Source organism: Streptomyces sp. PsTaAH-124 (assembly GCF_000373685.1).
Lineage (GTDB): Bacteria > Actinomycetota > Actinomycetes > Streptomycetales > Streptomycetaceae > Streptomyces > Streptomyces andamanensis.
In genome coordinates this window covers 103,605-125,371 of the sequence record NZ_KB892173.1, presented here as the reverse complement: position 1 = coordinate 125,371, position 21,767 = coordinate 103,605, and the positions used below count along the sequence as shown (strand labels likewise).

The window sequence follows — 21,767 nt, the reverse complement described above, 5'->3', positions numbered from 1 at the left end:
GGCCCTCTGGTGGAGATCCCCGCCCTCACCGACGCCCAAGAGCTGACCTGCGACGTCCTCGTCATCGGCGGCGGCACCGCCGGAACCATGGCGGCGCTGACCGCCGCCGAGCACGGCGCGGACGTCCTGCTGCTGGAGAAGGCGCACGTCCGGCACTCCGGCGCGCTCGCCATGGGCATGGACGGCGTCAACAACGCGGTCGTCCCCGGCCGCGCCGAACCCGACGACTACGTCGCCGAGATCACCCGCGCCAACGACGGCATCGTCGACCAGTCCACCGTCCGCCAGACCGCCACCCGCGGCTTCGCGATGGTGCGGCGGCTGGAGTCGTACGGGGTGAAGTTCGAGAAGGACGAGCACGGCGAGTACGCGGTCCGGCAGGTGCACCGGTCCGGCTCCTATGTGCTGCCGATGCCCGAGGGCAAGGACGTGAAGAAGGTCCTGTACCGGCAGCTCCGGCGGCGCGAGATGCGCGAGCGGATCCGGATCGAGAACCGGCTGATGCCGGTGCGCGTGCTCACCGCGGACGCGGGCGGAGAGCGGCGCGCGGTCGGCGCCGTCGCCTTCCACACCCGCACCGGCGCCTTCACCGTGGTCCGCGCGGGCGCCGTGATCCTGGCGACCGGCCCCTGCGGACGGCTCGGCCTGCCCGCCTCCGGCTACCTCTACGGCACCTACGAGAACCCGACCAACGCCGGTGACGGCTACGCCATGGCCTACCACGCGGGCGCCGAGCTGACCGGCATCGAGTGCTTCCAGATCAACCCGCTGATCAAGGACTACAACGGCCCGGCCTGCGCCTACGTCGCCAACCCCTTCGGCGGCTACCAGGTCAACCGGCACGGCGAGCGGTTCGTCGACTCCGACTACTGGTCCGGGCAGATGATGGCCGAGTTCGCCGCCGAGGTGGCCTCCGACCGCGGCCCGGTCTATCTGAAGCTGAGCCATCTGCCCGAGGAGTCGGTGGCCGCGCTGGAGTCGATCCTGCACTCCACCGAACGCCCCACCCGGGGCACCTTCCACTCCGGGCGCGGCCACGACTACCGCACCCACGACGTGGAGATGCACATCTCCGAGATCGGCCTGTGCGGCGGCCACTCCGCCTCCGGGGTCCGCGTCGACGACCACGCCCGCACCACCGTCCCCGGGCTGTACGCCGCCGGTGATCTGGCCTGTGTGCCGCACAACTACATGATCGGCGCGTTCGTCTTCGGTGAGCTGGCGGGCGCCGACGCGGCCCGGTACCGGCCCTACGAGGGTGAGCTGCCGGGGGATCAGGTGCGCGAGGCGCACGAGCTGATCTACCGTCCGCTGCGCCACCCGGAGGGTCCGCCGCAGACCCAGGTCGAGTACAAGCTGCGCCGCTTCGTGAACGACTACGTGGCCCCGCCGAAGTCGGGGGCGCGGCTGTCGCTGGCGCTGGAGGCGTTCGAGCGGATGCGCGAGGACATCGCCGCGATGGGCGCGCACACCCCGCACGAGCTGATGCGCTGCGCCGAGGTCACCTTCATCCGCGACTGCGCGGAGATGGCCGCCCGTGCCTCGCTGGCCCGCACGGAGTCCCGCTGGGGCCTCTACCACGAGCGCCTGGACCATCCGCGGCGCGACGACGACTCCTGGTTCCACCATCTCGATCTGCACAAGTCCCCCTTGGGTGCGATGGAGTTCACGGCCCGTCCGGTGGCTCCCTATCTGGTCCCGGTGGACGGCTACGCCCCGGTGGGCGGACCGTCCCGGCGGCTCGGCGAGGTCCGTGCCGAGGACATCGCCACGGCCGGTGCCCGCGACACCGCGCCCGCCGCACCGCCCGCCCCGCTGCCTGCCGCGCCCGTAGTGCCCGCCGTGCCCGCCGTGAGCGGGGCGCCCGGGGCGCCGGACGCGTCCGGTGAGCCGGGCACGGGCGGCGGCTCGGCGCGGCTGCTGGAGCTCGTCGCCCTGGCTGACGCGGAACCCGGTCTCGATGTCCTCACCCCCTATCTGGACGACCCGGACGCCGAGGTGCGGCGGGCCGCCGTCGGCGTGCTCACCGAGACCGTGCCGCCCGGGACCGGTCCGGCCCTGGCCGCCGCCCTGCGCGACGGACACGGGAGCGTCCGCGCCGCCGCCGCGGCCTCGCTGCGCGAGCTGGTCGAGACGCTGCCGCCCGACCCGGCGCTGCGCGAGGGCCTGACCGGGGCGCTGGCCGGGCCCGACCCGGTGGTCCGGGCCACCGCCCTCGATGTCCTGCGCGCCCTGCGTCTGGGCGACGCCGCGGTGTTCGCCGCCGCGCTCGCCGACCCGGACACCTCGGTGCGGATCGAGGCCGTGCGCGCCCTGGTCTCGGTCGACGCCGCCGAGGCGGTGGCCGGTGCGGCCGGTGATCCGTCCCGTGAGGTGCGGGTCGCGGTGGCCAAGGCGCTGGGCGGGCTCGGCGGCGGTCACCGCGCCGTGGCCGCGCTGGACCGGCTGACCGGTGACGCGGACGTGCTGGTGCGCGGTGCGGCGTTCGCCGCGGTGGCCGCCGCCGGGGTGCCTCCGGTGTTCGCCGCGCGTGCCGTGGCGGCGCTGGGCGACGGAGCCTGGCAGGTCCGGGCGGGCGCGGCGACCGCGCTGTCCGCGGCGGACGCCGGGACCGCCGTGCCCGCCCTGGCCGGGGCCCTCGGCGACCCCAACGGGGACGTCCGCAAGGCCGCGGTCCTGGCGCTGACCCGGCACACTGCGTCGGCCTCGGCCCGAGCCGCCCTGGCCACGGCCACCGCCGACCCGGACGCGGATGTCAGGGCGTACGCGTCACGGGCGCTGTGATCCGGTGCGACGCGCGCCGGGGCAGCGCCCGGCCGGCTATATCCAGTCGTCGTCCGGCTCCGGCTCCGGGCCGAAGTCCGGCTCGGGCCCGAGGTCGGGGCCGGGGCCGGAATCGGGGCCGGAGGCGGTGCCGGGGCCGGGAGCGGGACGCTCGCCGGACGGGGCCGACAGCGACTTCAGCACGCCGATGACGCCCTCCCCGTAGGTCGCGAGCTTCTTCTCGCCGACGCCGCCGACCGTGCCGAGCTGCGCCACCGAGTCCGGCCGGAGCGTGACGATCTCGCGGAGGGTGGCGTCGTGGAAGATGACGTACGCGGGGACGCCCTGCTCGCGGGCCTGTTCGGCGCGCCAGGCGCGCAGCGCCTCGAAGGCGGGGAGCAGCTCCGCGGGCAGCTCCGCCACGGCGGCCTTGCCCTTGCCCCGCCCGGAGGACGAGGACGACGCGGAGCGCGCGGTGGCCGGCCGCTTCGGTTCCTTGCGCAGCGGCACCTTCCGGTCGGCGCGCAGCACCTCGCCGCTGGCCTCGGTCAGCACCAGCGTGCCGTACTCGCCCTCGACCGCGAGCAGTCCCTGCGCCAGCAGCTGGCGGACGACCCCGCGCCACTCGCCCTCGGCCAGCTCCGTGCCGATGCCGAAGACGGAGAGCTGGTCGTGGTCGAACTGGATCACTTTGCCGGTGCGCTTGCCCAGCAGGATGTCGATGATCTGCACGGCGCCGAACTTCTGCCCCCGCTCGCGCTGGAGCCGGACCACCGTGGAGAGCACCTTCTGGGCGGCGACCGTGCCGTCCCAGGTCTCCGGCGGGGTCAGGCAGGTGTCGCAGTTGCCGCAGCCGCTCGCGTCGGGGTCCTGGCCGAAGTAGGCGAGGAGGCGGCCGCGGCGGCAGCCGGCCGTCTCGCACAGGGCGAGCATCGAGTCCAGGTGGGCGGCGGCGCGGCGGCGGAAGGCCTCGTCGCCCTCGCCGGACTGGATCATCTTGCGCTGCTGGATGACGTCGTTCAGGCCGTAGGCCATCCAGGCGGTGGAGGGCAGGCCGTCGCGTCCGGCGCGGCCGGTCTCCTGGTAGTAGCCCTCGACGGACTTGGGCAGGTCGAGGTGGGCGACGAAGCGGACGTCCGGCTTGTCGATGCCCATGCCGAAGGCGATGGTCGCGACCACGACGAGGCCGTCCTCGCGCAGGAAGCGGGCCTGGTGCGTGGCGCGGGTGCCCGCGTCGAGGCCCGCGTGGTAGGGCACCGCGCGGACGCCGTTGGCCGACAGGAACTCGGCGGTCTTCTCCACGGAGTTGCGCGAGAGGCAGTACACGATGCCCGCGTCGCCCTCGTGCTCCGCGCGCAGGAAGGCCAGGAGCTGCTTCTTGGGGTCGGCCTTGGGCACGATCCGGTACTGGATGTTGGGCCGGTCGAAGCTGGCCTCGAAGTGCCGGGCCCGCGGCATGTCCAGCCGCTGGGTGATCTCCTGGTGCGTGGCCCGGGTGGCGGTCGCGGTGAGCGCGATCCGGGGCACGTCGGGCCAGCGCTCGCCCAGCAGGGACAGCGACAGGTAGTCGGGGCGGAAGTCGTGGCCCCACTGGGAGACGCAGTGGGCCTCGTCGATGGCGAAGACGGAGATCTTGCCGCGGGAGAGCAGGTCGAGCGTGGCGTCCAGGCGCAGCCGCTCCGGTGCCAGATAGAGCAGGTCCAGCTCGCCGGTGAGGAACTCCGCCTCGACCGTGCGGCGCTCGTCGAAGTCCTGGGTGGAGTTGATGAAGCCGGCGCGCACACCGAGCGCGCGCAGGGCGTCCACCTGGTCCTGCATCAGCGCGATCAGCGGGGAGACCACTATGCCCGTGCCGGGCCTGACCAGGGCGGGGATCTGGTAGCACAGCGACTTGCCGCCGCCGGTCGGCATGAGCACGACGGCGTCGCCGCCGGTGATCACATGCTCGATGACCGCTTCCTGCTCGCCCCGGAACGCCTCGTACCCGAAGACCCGGCGCAGCGTGGCCAGCGCCTCGCTGTCCGTCACTGCCATGTCGGTGACACCGCCTGTCCCACCCATCGTCTCGTCCCCCGCCCGTCGTCCCTCGACCACTTCCTCCACGATAGGGGGCGCCGCCGACAGCGATGGACTTATCCACAGGCCGGACCCGGGGCGCCGGTCAACGACACGGGACTCGTTCACACGTACGTAGGAGACCTGCCTGTTTCCGGCCGATAGTCTGAACGCACCGGCGAGACTCCGTCCCATGGGAGCACTGATGAGCGTCGAACCGAAGACGTCCGGGCCCACCTGGCCGACTCCGCCGGAAGGCGGATGGACCGCCGACGACCTGGACCGCCTCCCGAATCTTCCTCCGCATACGGAACTGATCGACGGGAGCCTGGTCTTCGTGAGTCCGCAGACCCTTTTCCACTCGCGTGCAGTGAGTTTCTTCGAGTGGCAACTGCAGTCTGTGGCACCTGAACAGGTCCAAGTAGTACGCGAGCTCACCATCGAAATCGACCGACAGAATCGCCCTGAGCCGGATGTGGTCGTAGTACGCAGCGACGCCGTGGAGAACGCGAAGCAGACCCGGTTCCCGGCGGAGGCAGTCGTTCTTGCCATCGAGGTTGTCTCCGATGAATCCGTCTCCCGCGACCGCGAGACCAAGCCTCTCAAATACGCCCGAGCGAAGATCCCCCACTACTGGAGAGTCGAGAACGAGAACGACCGCGCCGTCGTGCACGCCTTCGAGCTGGAGCCCACCACCGGTACGTACACGAGCACAGGCATCTTCCGTGAGCGGCTGAAGACGGACGTCCCGTTCACGATGGACCTCGACCTGACCGGGATCAAGACCCGCCACGGAGCCACCCGGTAGCTCCTCCAGGCACAGCCGAGCGGCCCGGTCCCCGTGCGAGGGGGCCGGGCCGCTCCGTGCCGCTCCGTGCCGCTCCGTGCCGCTCCGTGCCGCTGTGCCGCGCGCCGGATCAGCGCACGAACACCCCCGCCTGGTTCGCCAGGTCCAGGAAGTACTGGGGGGCGACGCCGAGGACGACCGTGACGGCGACGCCGACGGCGATGGCGGTCATGGTCAGGGGTGAGGGCACCGCGACGGTGGGGCCCTCGGGGTGGGGCTCGCTGAAGAACATGAGGACGATCACACGGATGTAGAAGAAGGCGGCGACCGCGGAGGAGATCACACCGATCACGACCAGCGGGGCCGCGCCGCCCTCCGCCGCCGCCTTGAAGACGGCGAACTTACCGGCGAAGCCGCTGGTCAGCGGGATACCGGCGAAGGCCAGCAGAAAGACGGCGAAGACGGCAGCGACCAGCGGGGAGCGCCGGCCGAGCCCGGCCCACTTGGACAGGTGCGTGGCCTCGCCGCCCGCGTCGCGGACCAGGGTGACCACGGCGAAGGCGCCGATCGTCACGAAGGAGTACGCGGCCAGATAGAAGAGGACGGAGGAGACGCCGTCCTTCGAGGTGGCGATGACACCCGCGAGGATGAAACCGGCGTGGGCGACCGACGAGTACGCCAGCAGCCGTTTGATGTCGGTCTGGGTGATCGCGACGATCGCACCGCCCAGCATGGTGATGATCGCCACGCCCCACATCACCGGCCGCCAGTCCCAGCGCAGCCCCGGCAGCACCACGTACAGCAGCCGCAGCAGCGCGCCGAACGCGGCCACCTTGGTCGCCGCGGCCATGAAGCCGGTGACCGGGGTCGGGGCGCCCTGGTAGACGTCGGGCGTCCACATGTGGAACGGCACGGCGCCGACCTTGAACAGCAGCCCCATCACGACCAGCGCGGTGCCGATCAGCAGCAGCGCGTCGTTCCCGGTGGTGTTGGCCAGGGCCGGGTCGACGGTGGGTACGTTGCCCTCGACGACCTGCGCGATCGTCGTGTACGACACCGAGCCCGCGTACCCGTACAGCAGGGCGATGCCGAACAGGGTGAACGCGGAGGCGAACGCCCCGAGCAGGAAGTACTTGACCGCGGCCTCCTGCGACATGAGCCGCTTGCGGCGGGCCAGCGCGCACAGCAGGTACAGCGGGAGGGAGAAGACCTCCAGGGCCACGAACAGCGTCAGCAGGTCGTTGGCCGAGGGGAAGACCAGCATGCCCGCGACGGCGAACAGCAGCAGCGGGAACACCTCGGTGGTGGTGAAACCGGCCTTCACCGCGGCCTTCTCGCCGTCGCTGCCCGGCACGGCGGACGCCTGCGCGGCGAAGGAGTCGACGCGGTTGCCGTGCACCTCCGGGTCCAGGCGGCGCTCGGCGAAGGTGAACAGGCCGACCAGTCCGGCCAGCAGGATCGTGCCCTGGAGGAACAGGGACGGCCCGTCGACGGCGATGGCACCCATGGCCGCGATGTGCGCCTTGGTGGTGCCGTAGCCGTCCGCCGCGAGCGCGACGACCGCGGCGAAGGCGGCGCACAGCGCGACGGCGGACACGAACACCTGCGCGTAGTACCGCGACTTGCGCGGGACGAACGCCTCGACCAGCACCCCGACGATCGCCGCGCCCACGACGATGAGGGTGGGCGACAGCTGCCCGTACTCGATCTTCGGCGCGCCGATCTTGGCGATCGGTTCGGCCGCGGTTGTCCACAGGCTGTGGACGGCTGCTGCGCTCACTTCGCCGCCTCCAGGTCGGGCTTGGGGTCGGTCTTGTGTACGTCGGACATGGTCTGCTTGACCGCCGGGTTCACGATGTTCGTCACGGGCTTGGGGTAGACGCCCAGGAAGACCAGCAGCACGATCAGCGGGGCCACGACCACCAGCTCGCGCACCCTGAGGTCGGGCATCGCGGAGACCTCCGGCTTCACCGGGCCGGTCATCGTCCGCTGGTAGAGGACGAGCACGTACAGCGCGGCGAGCACGATGCCCAGGGTGGCGACGATGCCGATGGCCGGGTACCGGGTGAAGGTGCCGACCAGCACCAGGAACTCACTGACGAAGGGCGCGAGCCCCGGCAGCGAGAGGGTCGCGAGACCGCCGATCAGGAAGGTCCCGGCGAGCACCGGGGCGACCTTCTGCACCCCGCCGTAGTCGGCGATGAGCCGCGAGCCGCGCCGGGAGATCAGGAAGCCGGCGACCAGCAGCAGCGCGGCCGTGGAGATGCCGTGGTTGACCATGTAGAGCGTCGCGCCGGACTGGCCCTGGCTGGTCATCGCGAAGATGCCCATGATGATGAAGCCGAAGTGCGAGATCGACGCGTACGCCACCAGCCGCTTGATGTCCCGCTGGCCGACCGCCAGCAGTGCGCCGTAGATGATGCTGATCACGGCGAGGACGAGGATGACGGGCGTCGCCCACTTGCTGGCCTCCGGGAAGAGCTGGAGGCAGAAGCGGAGCATCGCGAAGGTGCCCACCTTGTCGACGACCGCCGTGATGAGGACGGCGACCGGGGCGGTGGACTCCCCCATCGCGTTGGGCAGCCAGGTGTGCAGCGGCCACAGCGGCGCCTTCACCGCGAAGGCGAAGAAGAAGCCGAGGAACAGCCAGCGCTCGGTGCCGGTCGCCATGTGCAGCGAGCCATTGGCGCGGGCCTCGGCGATCTCGGCCAGCGAGAAGTTCCCCGCGACCACGTACAGGCCGATCACCGCGGCCAGCATGATCAGGCCGCCGACCAAGTTGTAGAGAAGGAACTTCACCGCCGCGTACGACCGCTGGGTGGCCGCCGCCTGCTCGCCGTGCTCGTGGGCCCGGTCCCCGAAGCCGCCGATCAGGAAGTACAGCGGGATCAGCATGGCTTCGAAGAAGATGTAGAAGAGGAAGACGTCGGTGGCCTCGAAGGAGAGGATCACCATCGCCTCGACGGCCAGGATCAGGGCGAAGAAGCCCTGCGTGGGACGCCAGCGGCGGCTGCCGGTCTCCAGCGGGTCGGCGTCGTGCCAGCCCGCGAGGATCACGAACGGGATCAGCAGCGCGGTCAGCCCGACCAGCGCCACCCCGATGCCGTCCACGCCCAGTTCGTAGCGGACGCCGAAGGCCGCGATCCAGGAGTGCGACTCGGTGAGCTGGTAGCGGGCGCCGTCCGGGTCGAAGCGGACCAGGGTGGCGACGGCCAGCGCGAGCGTGCCCAGGGAGACGGCCAGGGCGAGCCATTTGGCGGCGGTGCGCCGGGCCGCCGGTACGGCGGCCGTGGCGACGGCCCCGACGGCCGGGAGCACCGCCGTCGCTGTCAGCAGAGGAAAGGACATCGGTATCAGACCGCCCTCATCAGCAGGGTCGCGGCGACCAGGAGGGCCGCACCGCCGAACATCGAGACCGCGTACGAGCGGGCGAAGCCGTTCTGGAGGCGGCGCAGCCGCCCGGACAGGCCGCCCACGGAGGCCGCCGTGCCGTTGACGACCCCGTCGACCAGGGTGTGGTCGACATACACGAGCGACCGGGTGAGGTGTTCGCCGCCGCGGACCAGGACGACGTGGTTGAAGTCGTCCTGGAGCAGGTCGCGGCGGGCGGCGCGGGTGAGCAGCGAGCCGCGCGGGGCGAGTGCCGGGACCGGCTTGCGGCCGTACTGGGCCCAGGCGATGCCGACGCCGATCACCAGGCAGACCATGGTGGCGCCGGTGACGGCGGCGGCGCTGAGCGGCGAGTCGCCCTCGCTGTGCCCGGTGACCGGCTCCAGCCAGTGCAGGAAGCGGTCGCCGATGCTGAAGAACGCGCCGCCGAAGACCGACCCGAAGGCCAGCACGATCATCGGGACGGTCATGCTCTTCGGGGACTCGTGCGGATGCGGCTCGGCGTGCGCGCCGCGCTCCTCGGCCGCCGGTTCGGCGCCGGGCTCGGCTGGCGAGGCGGTGGCCCGGTGGCGCCAGCGCTCCTCGCCGAAGAACGTCATCAGCATCACGCGGGTCATGTAGAACGCGGTGATGGCCGCGCCCAGCAGGGCCGCGCCGCCGAGGATCCAGCCCTCGGTGCCGCCCTTGGCGAAGGCCGCCTCGATGATCTTGTCCTTGGAGAAGAAGCCGGACAGGCCCGGGAAGCCGATGATGGCCAGGTAGCCGAGGCCGAAGGTGATGAAGGTGACCGGCATGTACGTGCGCAGGCCGCCGTACTTGCGCATGTCGACCTCGTCGTTCATGCCGTGCATGACGGAGCCCGCGCCGAGGAACAGCCCGGCCTTGAAGAAGCCGTGCGTCACCAGGTGCATGATCGCGAAGACATAGCCGATGGGGCCGAGTCCGGCGGCCAGCACCATGTAGCCGATCTGCGACATCGTCGAACCGGCCAGCGCCTTCTTGATGTCGTCCTTGGCGCAACCGACGATCGCACCGAAGAGCAGCGTGACCGCGCCGACCACGGTGACGGCGAGCTGCGCGTCGGGCGCGCCGTTGAAGATCGCGCCGGAGCGGACGATCAGGTAGACGCCCGCGGTCACCATCGTGGCGGCGTGGATGAGGGCGGAGACCGGGGTCGGGCCCTCCATCGCGTCGCCGAGCCAGGATTGCAGCGGCACCTGGGCGGACTTGCCGCAGGCGGCGAGCAGCAGCATCAGGCCGATCGCGGTGAGCTTGCCCTCGCTCGCGTCGCCCGCGCTGCCCAGCACCGGGCCGAAGGCGAAGGTGCCGAAGGTGGTGAACATCAGCATGATCGCGATCGACAGGCCCATGTCGCCGACGCGGTTGACCAGGAACGCCTTCTTGGCGGCGGTGGCCGCGCTGGGCTTGTGCTGCCAGAAGCCGATCAGCAGGTAGGAGGCGAGACCGACGCCCTCCCAGCCGACGTACAGCAGCAGGTAGTTGTCGGCGAGGACGAGCAGCAGCATCGCCGCGAGGAACAGGTTGAGATAGCCGAAGAAGCGGCGGCGCCGCTCGTCGTGCTCCATGTACCCGATGGAGTACAGGTGGATGAGCGAGCCGACGCCGGTGATCAGCAGGACGAACGTCATCGACAGCTGGTCGAGCCGGAAGGTGACGTCCGCCTGGAAGCCGGCCACCGGGATCCAGCTGAACAGGTGCTGGATCACGGTGCGGTGTTCGGCGCCCTTGCCGAGCAGGTCGGCGAAGAGGACCAGGCCGATCACGAACGAGGCGCCGGCGAGCAGGGTGCCGATCCAGTGGCCGACGGCGTCCAGGCGCCGGCCGCCGACCAGCAGGACGGCCGCTCCGAGCAGGGGCGCCGCGATCAGCAGCGCAATCAGGTTCTCCACGATTCTTCCGACCCCTTACAGCTTCATCAGGCTGGCGTCGTCGACCGAGGCCGAGTGGCGGGAACGGAACAGCGACACGATGATCGCGAGTCCGACCACGACCTCCGCCGCGGCGACGACCATCGTGAAGAAGGCGATGATCTGGCCGTCGAGGTTGCCGTGCATCCGGGAGAAGACGACGAACGCGAGGTTGCAGGCGTTCAGCATCAGCTCGACGCACATGAAGACCACGATGGCGTTGCGGCGGATGAGGACGCCGGTGGCACCGATCGTGAACAGCAGGGCGGCGAGGTACAGGTAGTTGACGGGATTCACTTCGACGCCTCCTCGGGCCGCTTGAAGGCCGCCGAGCCGGTCTCGGTGCGCTCAAGGCGCTCCTCGGCCCGCTGCTCCAGCGCCTTGAGGTCGCCCAGCGCCTCGGCCGAGACGTCCCGGATCTGACCGCGCTCGCGCAGGGTCTTGCTGACCGTCAGCTCGGAGGGGGTGCCGTCGGGCAGCAGGCCCGCGATGTCCACGGCGTTGTGCCGGGCGTAGACACCGGGGGCGGGCAGCGGCGGTACGTGCCTGCCCTCGCGCACGCGCTGCTCGGACAGCTCGCGCTGGGTCCTGGCCCGCTCGGTGCGCTCGCGGTGGGTGAGCACCATGGCGCCGATGGTGGCGGTGATGAGCAGGGCGCCGGTGAGCTCGAACGCGAACACGTACCGGGTGAAGATCAGGGAGGCCAGGCCCTCCACATTGCCGCCGGCGTTGGCCTTGCCCGCGCCCGCGAAGTCCTTCAGGGAGGCGTTGGCGATCCCGGCGAACAGCAGGATGCCGAAGCCGAGGCCGCACAGCAGGGCCAGCCAGCGCTGGCCCTTGATGGTCTCCTTCAGGGAGTCGGCGGCGGTCACACCGACGAGCATCACCACGAACAGGAACAGCATCATGATCGCGCCGGTGTAGACGACGATCTGCACGATCCCGAGGAAGTAGGCGCCGTTGGCCAGGTAGAACACGGCCAGGACGATCATGGTGCCGGCCAGGCACAGGGCGCTGTGCACGGCCTTCCTCATGAAGACGGTGCACAGCGCGCCGATCACCGCGACGGTGCCGAGGACCCAGAACTGGAACGCCTCGCCGGTGGAGGTGGTGTAGGCGGCGAGCTCGGGGCTCATGCGTCCACCTCCTCGTCCGCGGGCTGCTCGCCCTTGGAGACGGCCGGCTGGCGCACCGTGCCGGGCGCGGCCTCCGTCACCAGGCCCCGGTAGTAGTCCTGTTCGTCGGTGCCGGGGTAGATGGCGTGCGGGGTGTCGACCATGCCCTCGTCGAGACCGGCGAGCAGCTGCTCCTTGGTGTAGATGAGGTCGGCGCGGCTGGAGTCGGCCAGTTCGAACTCATTGGTCATCGTCAGCGCGCGGGTGGGGCACGCCTCGATGCACAGCCCGCACAGGATGCAGCGGGCGTAGTTGATCTGGTAGACGCGGCCGTAGCGCTCGCCCGGGGAGTAGCGCTCCTCGTCGGTGTTGTCGGCGCCCTCCACGTAGATGGCGTCGGCGGGGCAGGCCCAGGCGCACAGCTCGCAGCCGACGCACTTCTCCAGGCCGTCCGGATGGCGGTTGAGCTGGTGCCGTCCGTGGAAGCGCGGAGCGGTGGTCTTCTTCTGCTCCGGGTACTGCTCGGTCAGCCGCTTCTTGAACATGGCCTTGAAGGTCACGCCGAAGCCGGCCACGGGGTTCTGGAAACCGGGGTCGGTCCCCTTGGGCTCCTCAGCCATCGGACGCCTCCTTTCCCTCCAGAGATCCGTCACCGACAGTGTCGGTGCCACCACTGACAATCAGCTCGCGCTCACGGCGCGGGCGGCGGCGCGGCACGGGCGGCAGCTCCTGGCCGGGCAGCGGCGGCACCGGGAAGCCGCCCGCCATCGGGTCGAACCCGGGCGGCTGCCCGGCGCTCCGCTCCGCCTCCGTGCCCTTCTCGCCCTTCTCGCCCTTCTCGCGGAACAGGTCGGCGACGAAGGACAGCACCAGCAGGGCCAGGACGCCGCCGCCGACGTAGAGGGCGATGTCGGCGAAGTCGTAGTGCTCGTTCCTGAGGGTCCGTACGGTCGCGACGAGCATCAGCCAGACCACGGAGACCGGGATGAGGACCTTCCAGCCGAGCTTCATCAGCTGGTCGTAGCGCACGCGCGGGAGCGTGCCGCGCAGCCAGATGAAGAAGAACAGCAGCAGCTGCACCTTGATCACGAACCAGAGCAGCGGCCACCAGCCGTGGTTGGCGCCCTCCCAGAAGGTGCTGATCGGCCACGGGGCCCGCCAGCCGCCCAGGAACAGCGTCGTCGCCACGGCCGAGACCGTCACCATGTTCACGTACTCGGCGAGCATGAACATCGCGAACTTGATCGAGGAGTACTCGGTGTTGAAGCCGCCGACCAGGTCGCCCTCGGACTCCGGCATGTCGAACGGGGCGCGGTTGGTCTCCCCGACCATGGTGACGATGTAGAGGATGAAGGAGACCGGCAGCAGCAGGATGTACCAGCGGTCGTGCTGCTGTTCCACGATGGCCGAGGTGGACATCGACCCCGAGTAGAGGAACACCGAGGCGAACGCGGCGCCCATGGCGATCTCGTAGGAGATCATCTGCGCGCAGGAGCGCAGACCGCCCAGGAGCGGGTAGGTGGAGCCGGAGCTCCAGCCCGCCAGGACGATGCCGTAGATGCCGACCGAGGCGACCGCCAGGATGAACAGCATGGCGATCGGCAGGTCGGTCAGCTGCATCGCGGTGCGGTGGCCGAAGACCGACACCTCGTTGCCCGCGGGCCCGAAGGGGATCACGGCGATCGCCATGAAGGCGGGGATGGCGGCGACGACCGGCGCGAGGACGTAGACGACCTTGTCGGCGCGTTTGACGACGACGTCTTCCTTGAGCATCAGCTTGATGCCGTCGGCCAGCGACTGGAGCATGCCCCAGGGGCCGTGCCGGTTGGGGCCGATGCGCAGCTGCATCCAGGCGACGACCTTGCGCTCCCACACGATGGAGAACAGCACGGTCACCATCAGGAAGGCGAAGCAGAACACCGCCTTGACGACGACCAGCCACCACGGGTCGGTGCCGAACATCGACAGGTTCTCTGCGGCGAGGGACGGGTTCACGCCTCCACCTCCTCAAGGGCCCCGGCCGCGCGGGGCGCCGGGCCGATACGGACGAGGGAGCCGGGCTGCGCCCCGGTGTCGGCGGCGACGCCGGCCCCGGCGGAGTTCAGCGGGAGCCACACCACCCGGTCGGGCATCTCGGTGACCTCCAGCGGGAACGCGGTCGTGCCGGCCGGGCCGGTCACGGCGAGCAGATCGCCGTCCGCGACGCCCGCCTCGGCGGCCGTGGCGGCCGACACGCGCGCATGTGCGGCGTGCCGGGTCCCGGCGAGCGCGTCGTCGCCCTCCTGGAGGAGGCCCTGGTCGAGCAGGAGCCGGTGCCCGGCGAGCACCGCCTCCCCGGCGGCGGGCCGGGGCAGTACGCCGCCGCTCTCGCGGGGTTCGGCGGCGCGCGGGCCGCTCCAGGTGCCCAGCCGGTCCAGCTCGGCGTGCGCGGTGCGCAGGTCCGGCAGGCCCAGATGGACGTCCATGGCGTCGGCCAGCATCTGGAGCACCCGCAGATCGGTCGGGGCGAGGCGGCGGGTCATCTGCTCGGGCTTGAGCGCGGCCTCGAAGAAGCGCACCCGGCCCTCCCAGTTGAGGAAGCTGCCCGCCTTCTCGGCGACCGCCGCGACCGGCAGGACCACGTCGGCGTGCTCGGTGACCTCGCCGGGCCGCAGCTCCAGCGAGACCAGGAACCCGGCCTCGGCCAGGGCGGCACGCGCGCGTGCCGGGTCGGGCAGGTCGGCGACCTCCACCCCGGCGACCAGCAGCGCCTGGAGTTCGCCGTCCGCGGCGGCGGCCAGGATCTGGCCGGTGTCGCGGCCGTAGCGGTGCGGGAGGGCGGCGACGCCCCACAGGGCGGCGACCTCGTCCCGCGCGCGCGGGTCGGTGGCCGGGCGGCCGCCCGGCAGCAGCGACGGCAGCGCGCCCGCCTCGATCGCGCCGCGCTCCCCGGCCCGGCGCGGGATCCACACCAGGCGGGCGCCGGTCGCGGTGGCGGCCCGGACGGCGGCGGTGAGGCCGCCCGCCACGGCGGCGAGCCGTTCGCCGACGACGATGACCGCGCCCTCGGCGCGCAGCGCCTCGGCGGCCCGGCTCCCGTCGCCCTCCAGGCCGACGCCGCCCGCCAGCGCGTCCAGCCACTCGGTCTCGGTGCCGGGCGCGGCCGGCAGCAGGGTGCCGCCCGCCTTCTCCAGGCCGCGGGTGGCGTGCGTGGCCAGCGAGAACACCCGCTGCCCGTGCCCCCGCCACGCCTTGCGCAGCCGCAGGAAGACGCCCGGAGCCTCCTCCTCGGACTCGAACCCGGCCAGCAGCACGGCCGGTGCCTGCTCCAGGGCGGTGTACGTGACGCCGGTGCCGTCGACGTCCCGGCCGTGCCCGGCGACGCGGGCGGCCAGGAAGTCGGCCTCCTCGCCGCTGTGCACGCGCGCGCGGAAGTCGATGTCGTTGGTGTCCAGGGCCACCCGCGCGAACTTGCTGTACGCGTAGGCGTCCTCGACGGTGAGCCGGCCGCCGGTGAGGACACCGGTGCGGCCGCGCGAGGCGAGCAGCCCCTGGGCGGCGATCTCCAGGGCCTCCGGCCAGGACGCGGCGACCAGTTCGCCCTCGGGGTTGCGCACCAGCGGGGTGGTCAGCCGGTCCTTGAGCTGCGCGTAGCGGAACCCGAAGCGGCCCTTGTCGCAGATCCACTCCTCGTTGACCTCGGGGTCGTTGGCGGCGAGCCGCCGCATGACCTTGCCCCGCCGGTGGTCGGTGCGGGTGGCGCAGCCGCCCGCGCAGTGCTCGCACACCGAGTGCGAGGAGACCAGGTCGAAGGGGCGCGAGCGGAAGCGGTACGCGGCCGAGGTGAGCGCGCCGACCGGGCAGATCTGGATGGTGTTGCCGGAGAAGTACGACTCGAACGGGTCGCCCTCGCCGGTGCCGACCTGCTGGAGCGCGCCGCGCTCGATCAGCTCGATCATCGGGTCGCCCGCGATCTGGTTGGAGAAGCGGGTGCAGCGGGCGCACAGCACGCACCGCTCGCGGTCCAGCAGCACCTGCGCGGAGATCGGCACCGGCTTCTCGTAGGTCCGCTTCTTCCCCTCGAAGCGGGAGTCGGCGTTGCCGTGCGACATGGCCTGGTTCTGGAGCGGGCACTCGCCGCCCTTGTCGCAGACCGGGCAGTCCAGCGGGTGGTTGATGAGCAGCAGCTCCATCACGCCGTGCTGGGCCTTCTCGGCGACCGGCGAGGTCAGCTGGGTCTTGACCACCATGCCGTCGGTGCAGGTGATGGTGCAGGACGCCATGGGCTTGCGCTGGCCCTCGACCTCGACGATGCACTGGCGGCAGGCGCCGGCCGGGTCGAGCAGCGGGTGGTCGCAGAACCGGGGGATCTCGATGCCGAGCTGTTCGGCGGCCCGGATGACCAGGGTGCCCTTGGGCACGCTGATCTCGACGCCGTCGATCGTCAGGGTCACGAGGTCGTCCGGCGGGGGTGCCGCCGCGCCGCCCGAGGAGGGGGCGTTGGTGGTCACGGTCATGCGAGCACCTCCGTGTGCTGGTCCGCCCAGACCGTCGACCGGGCGGGGTCGAAGGGGCAGCCGCGGCCCGTGATGTGCTCCTCGTACTCCGCGCGGAAGTACTTCAGGGAGGAGAAGATGGGGGAGGCCGCGCCGTCGCCGAGGGCGCAGAAGGACTTGCCGTTGATGTTGTCGGCGATGTCGTTCAGCTTGTCGAGGTCGGCCATGACGCCCTTGCCGGCCTCGATGTCCCGCAGCAGCTGCACGAGCCAGTACGTGCCCTCGCGGCAGGGTGTGCACTTGCCGCAGGACTCGTGGGCGTAGAACTCGGTCCACCGGGTGACGGCCCGCACCACGCAGGTCGTCTCGTCGAAGCACTGGAGCGCCTTGGTGCCGAGCATGGACCCGGCGGCGCCGACGCCCTCGTAGTCGAGGGGGACGTCGAGGTGCTCCTCGGTGAACATGGGGGTGGAGGAGCCGCCCGGGGTCCAGAACTTCAGCCGGTGCCCGGGGCGCATCCCGCCGCTCATGTCCAGGAGCTGGCGCAGCGTGATGCCGAGCGGGGCCTCGTACTGGCCGGGGCTCGCGACATGGCCGCTGAGCGAGTAGAGCGTGAAGCCCGGGGACTTCTCGCTGCCCATCGAGCGGAACCACTCCTTGCCCTGGTTCATGATGGCGGGAACCGAGGCGATGGATTCGACGTTGTTCACGACAGTGGGGCACGCGTACAGGCCCGCGACGGCCGGGAAGGGGGGACGCAGCCGCGGCTGTCCGCGGCGGCCTTCGAGCGAGTCCAGCAGCGCGGTCTCCTCGCCGCAGATGTACGCGCCCGCGCCCGCGTGCACGGTGATGTCGAGGTCGAGTCCGCTGCCCAGGACGTCCGTCCCGAGGTAGCCGGCCGCGTACGCCTCGCGCACGGCGGAGTGCAGCCGCCGCAGCACGGGGACGACCTCGCCGCGCAGATAGATGAAGGCGTGCGACGACCTGATGGCGTGGCAGGCGATGACGATGCCCTCGATCAGGCTGTGCGGGTTGGCGTACAGGAGCGGGATGTCCTTGCAGGTGCCCGGCTCCGACTCGTCGGCGTTGACGACGAGGTAGTGCGGCTTGCCGTCGCCCTGGGGGATGAACTGCCATTTCATCCCGGTCGGGAAGCCCGCGCCGCCGCGCCCGCGCAGTCCGGACTCCTTGACGTAGGCGATCACGTCGTCCGGGGACATGGCGAGCGCCTTGCGCAGTCCTTCGTAGCCCTCGTGGCGCCGGTAGACGTCCAGCGTCCAGGAGCGGTCCTCGTCCCAGAAGGCGGAGAGCACGGGGGCGAGCAGCTTCTCGGGGCTGGCGCCGCCGCCGGCCTCCGGCTGGGCCGCGCCTCCCTGCGATGTGGACACGGTCATCACTCCCCCTCCTCGGCGGCGGGTCCCGCGGGGTGCGACGGATCGGAGGCCGAGGTCTGCTGCGGTGCGTCGTGCGAGCTGAGGTGCTCGGTCGGCGACGGCTCGTGCACGGTGTCGCGCTGCGCGTCCTGCGGGCCGCCCTCTCGGGGGTGGACCACGCGCGCGGGCGCGCTCTCGCCCCGGGCCAGGCGCAGCCCGGTCAGCGAGGCGGGTCCGGCGCTGCCGCCGGCGTCGGTGGCGCCCTCGCGCTCGTCGGGGAAACCGGCCAGGATCCGGGCGGTCTCCTTGAAGGTGCACATCGGGGCGCCGCGGGTGGGCGTGACGGGCCGGCCCGCGCGCAGGTCGTCGACCAGGCGCTTGACGCTCTCGGGCGTCTGGTTGTCGAAGAACTCCCAGTTGACCATCACGACCGGCGCGAAGTCGCAGGCCGCGTTGCACTCGATGTGCTCCAGGGTGACCTTGCCGTCGTCGGTGGTCCCGCCGTTGCCGACGCCCAGGTGCTCCTGGAGCGTCTCGAAGAGGACGTCGCCGCCCATCACCGCGCACAGGGTGTTGGTGCAGACGCCGACCTGGTAGTCGCCGGAGGGTCCGCGCCGGTACATGGTGTAGAAGGTGGCGACCGCGGTGACCTCGGCGGTGGTCAGGCCGAGGACGTCCGCGCAGAACCGCATCCCGGTGCGCGTGACGTGGCCCTCCTCGGACTGCACGAGGTGCAGCAGCGGCAGCAGCGCGGAGCGCGAGTCGGGGTAGCGGGCGATGATCTCGCGGGCGTCGGCCTCCAGCCGGGCGCGGACGTCGTCCGGGTAGGCGGGCGCGGGCAGTTCGGGCATGCCCAGGCTGACGCCCCGCTCGGAAGAAGAGGTGGTCACCGGTCGACGCCTCCCATCACGGGGTCGATGGACGCGACGGCGACGATGACGTCGGCGACCTGGCCGCCCTCGCACATCGCCGCCATGGCCTGAAGGTTGGTGAAGGACGGGTCGCGGAAGTGGACCCGGAAGGGGCGGGTGCCGCCGTCGGAGACGACGTGCACGCCCAGCTCGCCCTTGGGCGACTCGACCGCCGTGTACGCCTGTCCGGCCGGGACCCGGAAGCCCTCGGTGACCAGCTTGAAGTGGTGGATCAGAGCCTCCATGGAGGTGCCCATGATCTTCTTGATGTGGTCGAGGGAGTTGCCGAGTCCGTCCGGTCCCAGGGCGAGCTGGGCGGGCCAGGCGATCTTCTTGTCGGCGACCATGACCGGTCCCGGCTCCAGCCGGTCCAGGCACTGCTCGACGATCCTGAGCGACTGGCGCATCTCCTCCAGGCGGATCAGGAAGCGGCCGTAGGAGTCGCAGGAGTCGGCGGTCGGGACGTCGAAGTCGTACGTCTCGTAGCCGCAGTACGGCTGGGCCTTGCGCAGGTCGTGCGGCAGGCCGGTGGAGCGCAGGATGGGTCCTGTGGCGCCCAGGGCCATGCAGCCGGCCAGGTCGAGGTAGCCGACGTCCTGCATCCGGGCCTTGAAGATGGGGTTCCCGGTGGCGAGCTTGTCGTACTCCGGGAGGTTCTTCCGCATCTTCTTCACGAACTCGCGGATCTGGTCCACCGCGCCGGGCGGCAGGTCCTGGGCGAGTCCGCCGGGGCGGATGTACGCGTGGTTCATCCGCAGGCCGGTGATCAGCTCGTAGATGTCGAGGATCATCTCGCGGTCGCGGAAGCCGTAGATCATGATGGTGGTGGCGCCCAGCTCCATGCCGCCGGTGGCGATGCACACCAGGTGGGAGGAGAGCCGGTTCAGCTCCATCAGGAGCACGCGGATGATCGTGGCCCGGTCGGTGATCTGGTCCTCGATGCCGAGGAGCTTCTCGACGCCGAGGCAGTAGGCGGTCTCGTTGAAGAAGGACGTCAGGTAGTCCATGCGCGTGACGAAGGTGGTGCCCTGCGTCCACGTGCGGAACTCGAGGTTCTTCTCGATGCCGGTGTGCAGATAGCCGATGCCGCAGCGGGCCTCGGTGACCGTCTCGCCGTCGATCTCCAGGATGAGGCGCAGCACTCCGTGGGTGGAGGGGTGCTGGGGGCCCATGTTGACGACGATGCGCTCGTCGTCGGCGAGGGCCGCGGACTGGACGACCTCGTCCCAGTCGCCGCCGGTGACCGTGTAGACGGTGCCTTCCGTGGTCTCCCTCGGGGAGGCGTGCGAAGTGCTCACGAGTACGACCTCCGCTGGTCCGGAGCCGGGATCTGGGCGCCCTTGTACTCGACGGGGATGCCGCCGAGGGGGTAGTCCTTGCGCTGCGGGTGGCCCGGCCAGTCGTCCGGCATCATGATCCGCGTCAGGGCGGGGTGGCCGTCGAAGACGATGCCGAAGAAGTCGTACGTCTCGCGCTCGTGCCAGTCGTTGGTCGGGTAGACGGGCACCAGCGACGGGATGTGCCGGTCGGCGTCGGGGGCGCTGACCTCCAGCCGGATCAGCCGGTTGTGGGTGATCGAGCGCAGGTGGTAGACGGCGTGCAGCTCGCGGCCCTTGTCGTGCGGGTAGTGGACGCCGCTGACGCCGGTGCACAGCTCGAAGCGCAGGGCGGGGTCGTCGCGCAGGGTGCGGGCGACGCGGACCAGGTGCTCGCGCTCGATGTGGAAGGTCAGCTCGCCGCGGTCGACGACCGTCTTCTCGATGGCGTTGTCCGGCAGCAGGCCCTGTTCCTCCAGGGCGCCCTCCAGCTCGTCGGCGACCTCGTCGAACCAGCCGCCGTAGGGGCGGGTGGCCGGTCCGGGCAGCCGCACCGAGCGGACCAGGCCGCCGTAGCCGGAGGTGTCGCCGCCGTTGTTCGCGCCGAACATGCCGCGCTGGACGCGGATCTCCTCGCCGCCCTCGCCGCGCTGGCCGGGGAGGTTGTCGGTGCCGAGATCCTTCTCGGGATTCACGTCGCTCATCGCAGCAGCCCCTTCATCTCGATCGTGGGCAGTGCCTTGAGCGCCGCTTCCTCCGCCTCGCGGGCCGCCTCCTCGGCGTTCACGCCGAGCTTGGTGGACCGGATCTTCTGGTGGAGCTTGAGGATCGCGTCCATCAGCATCTCGGGGCGGGGCGGGCAGCCGGGCAGATAGATGTCGACGGGGACGATGTGGTCGACGCCCTGGACGATCGCGTAGTTGTTGAACATGCCGCCCGAGGAGGCGCAGACGCCCATGGAGATCACCCACTTGGGGTTGGGCATCTGGTCGTAGACCTGCCTGAGGACCGGCGCCATCTTCTGGCTGACCCGGCCGGCCACGATCATCAGGTCCGCCTGGCGGGGCGAACCGCGGAACACCTCCATGCCGAAGCGGGCCAGGTCGTAGCGGCCGGCTCCGGTGGTCATCATCTCGATCGCGCAGCAGGCGAGGCCGAAGGTGGCCGGGAAGACGGACGACTTACGCACCCAGCCCGCGGCCTGCTCCACGGTGGTCAGCAGGAAGCCGCTCGGCAGCTTTTCTTCGAGTCCCATGTCTTATATGGCCCCTCAGTCCCATTCCAGGCCGCCGCGCCGCCATACGTACGCGTACGCGACGAAGACGGTGAGCACGAAGAGCAGCATCTCCACGAGCCCGAAAACACCCAGGGCGTCGAAGGTGACGGCCCAGGGGTAGAGGAAGACGATCTCGATGTCGAAGACGATGAAGAGCATCGCCGTCAGGTAGTACTTGATGGGGAAGCGCCCGCCGCCGGCCGGCGTGGGGGTCGGCTCGATACCGCACTCGTAGGCCTCGAGTTTGGCGCGGTTGTACCGCTTCGGTCCGATCAGCGTGGCCATGACCACGGAGAAGATCGCAAAGCCTGCCCCGAGGGCTCCCAGTACGAGGATGGGCGCATACGCGTTCACCGCTCCTCGCTCCTCTCAGTCGGC

General features: G+C 71.1%; 17 protein-coding genes. 2 read left to right on the top strand and 15 right to left on the bottom strand.

Annotation, left to right across the window (positions count from 1 at the left end):
- Nucleotides 1-9 precede the first annotated feature (9 nt).
- On the top strand, nucleotides 10-2,784 hold the full coding sequence (locus B086_RS0120385; protein WP_018568283.1) for a fumarate reductase/succinate dehydrogenase flavoprotein subunit: 2,775 nt from the start codon (nucleotides 10-12) through the stop codon (nucleotides 2,782-2,784).
- A 36-nt stretch (nucleotides 2,785-2,820) separates the two neighbouring features.
- Here B086_RS0120385 and recQ read toward each other — a convergent pair whose 3' ends face one another.
- Nucleotides 2,821-4,797, bottom strand: coding sequence for a DNA helicase RecQ (gene recQ, locus B086_RS0120380; protein ID WP_018568282.1), 1,977 nt, complete (start codon nucleotides 4,795-4,797; stop codon nucleotides 2,821-2,823).
- Nucleotides 4,798-5,023: 226 nt separating this feature from the next.
- On the opposite strand from recQ, the gene B086_RS0120375 reads away from it, so the two are divergent.
- Nucleotides 5,024-5,626, top strand: a complete 603-nt coding sequence (locus B086_RS0120375) for a Uma2 family endonuclease (protein ID WP_018568281.1) — start codon at nucleotides 5,024-5,026, stop codon at nucleotides 5,624-5,626.
- 109 nt (nucleotides 5,627-5,735) lie between these two features.
- On the opposite strand, the gene nuoN is transcribed toward B086_RS0120375, so the two are convergent.
- Genes nuoN through B086_RS0120305 form a run of 14 tightly spaced genes read right to left on the bottom strand, consistent with a single transcriptional unit; the run spans nucleotide 5,736 to nucleotide 21,743 of the window.
- Nucleotides 5,736-7,385 carry an NADH-quinone oxidoreductase subunit NuoN gene (nuoN, locus tag B086_RS0120370; RefSeq protein ID WP_018568280.1) on the bottom strand — a complete coding sequence of 550 codons (1,650 nt, stop codon included), beginning with the start codon at nucleotides 7,383-7,385 and terminating at the stop codon, nucleotides 5,736-5,738.
- Complete coding sequence (locus tag B086_RS0120365; protein WP_018568279.1) at nucleotides 7,382-8,953, bottom strand: NADH-quinone oxidoreductase subunit M; 1,572 nt, start codon at nucleotides 8,951-8,953, stop codon at nucleotides 7,382-7,384. Before B086_RS0120365 ends, nuoN begins: the two co-directional genes overlap by 4 nt.
- Before the next feature lie 5 nt (nucleotides 8,954-8,958).
- A complete protein-coding gene (gene nuoL, locus B086_RS0120360) occupies nucleotides 8,959-10,905 on the bottom strand; it encodes an NADH-quinone oxidoreductase subunit L (RefSeq protein WP_018568278.1) in 1,947 nt (648 codons plus the stop codon).
- A gap of 15 nt (nucleotides 10,906-10,920) precedes the next feature.
- On the bottom strand, nucleotides 10,921-11,220 hold the full coding sequence (gene nuoK / locus B086_RS0120355; protein ID WP_018568277.1) for an NADH-quinone oxidoreductase subunit NuoK: 300 nt from the start codon (nucleotides 11,218-11,220) through the stop codon (nucleotides 10,921-10,923).
- Entirely contained in the window at nucleotides 11,217-12,059 is an 843-nt protein-coding gene (locus tag B086_RS0120350) for an NADH-quinone oxidoreductase subunit J (RefSeq protein ID WP_018568276.1), read from the bottom strand. The genes nuoK and B086_RS0120350 overlap by 4 nt, the downstream gene beginning before the upstream one ends.
- Nucleotides 12,056-12,658 (bottom strand): NADH-quinone oxidoreductase subunit NuoI, encoded by a 603-nt coding sequence (gene nuoI / locus B086_RS0120345; RefSeq protein WP_018568275.1) that lies wholly within the window; start codon nucleotides 12,656-12,658, stop codon nucleotides 12,056-12,058. Before nuoI ends, B086_RS0120350 begins: the two co-directional genes overlap by 4 nt.
- Nucleotides 12,651-14,033 carry an NADH-quinone oxidoreductase subunit NuoH gene (nuoH, locus tag B086_RS0120340; protein ID WP_018568274.1) on the bottom strand — a complete coding sequence of 461 codons (1,383 nt, stop codon included), beginning with the start codon at nucleotides 14,031-14,033 and terminating at the stop codon, nucleotides 12,651-12,653. The genes nuoI and nuoH overlap by 8 nt, the downstream gene beginning before the upstream one ends.
- Nucleotides 14,030-16,534 carry an NADH-quinone oxidoreductase subunit G gene (locus B086_RS0120335; protein ID WP_018568273.1) on the bottom strand — a complete coding sequence of 835 codons (2,505 nt, stop codon included), beginning with the start codon at nucleotides 16,532-16,534 and terminating at the stop codon, nucleotides 14,030-14,032. Before B086_RS0120335 ends, nuoH begins: the two co-directional genes overlap by 4 nt.
- Nucleotides 16,531-17,907: an NADH-quinone oxidoreductase subunit NuoF gene (gene nuoF, locus B086_RS0120330; protein ID WP_018568272.1), complete on the bottom strand. Its 1,377-nt coding sequence runs from the start codon at nucleotides 17,905-17,907 to the stop codon at nucleotides 16,531-16,533. Before nuoF ends, B086_RS0120335 begins: the two co-directional genes overlap by 4 nt.
- Nucleotides 17,907-18,776: an NADH-quinone oxidoreductase subunit NuoE gene (nuoE, locus tag B086_RS0120325; protein ID WP_018568271.1), complete on the bottom strand. Its 870-nt coding sequence runs from the start codon at nucleotides 18,774-18,776 to the stop codon at nucleotides 17,907-17,909. The genes nuoF and nuoE overlap by 1 nt, the downstream gene beginning before the upstream one ends.
- Nucleotides 18,773-20,095, bottom strand: a complete 1,323-nt coding sequence (locus B086_RS0120320) for an NADH-quinone oxidoreductase subunit D (protein ID WP_018568270.1) — start codon at nucleotides 20,093-20,095, stop codon at nucleotides 18,773-18,775. Before B086_RS0120320 ends, nuoE begins: the two co-directional genes overlap by 4 nt.
- Nucleotides 20,092-20,817 (bottom strand): NADH-quinone oxidoreductase subunit C, encoded by a 726-nt coding sequence (locus tag B086_RS0120315; RefSeq protein WP_018568269.1) that lies wholly within the window; start codon nucleotides 20,815-20,817, stop codon nucleotides 20,092-20,094. The genes B086_RS0120320 and B086_RS0120315 overlap by 4 nt, the downstream gene beginning before the upstream one ends.
- Nucleotides 20,814-21,368: a NuoB/complex I 20 kDa subunit family protein gene (locus B086_RS0120310; protein WP_018568268.1), complete on the bottom strand. Its 555-nt coding sequence runs from the start codon at nucleotides 21,366-21,368 to the stop codon at nucleotides 20,814-20,816. Before B086_RS0120310 ends, B086_RS0120315 begins: the two co-directional genes overlap by 4 nt.
- Nucleotides 21,369-21,383: 15 nt before the next feature.
- A complete protein-coding gene (locus tag B086_RS0120305) occupies nucleotides 21,384-21,743 on the bottom strand; it encodes an NADH-quinone oxidoreductase subunit A (RefSeq protein ID WP_007383963.1) in 360 nt (119 codons plus the stop codon).
- Between the last annotated feature and the right edge of the window lie 24 nt (nucleotides 21,744-21,767).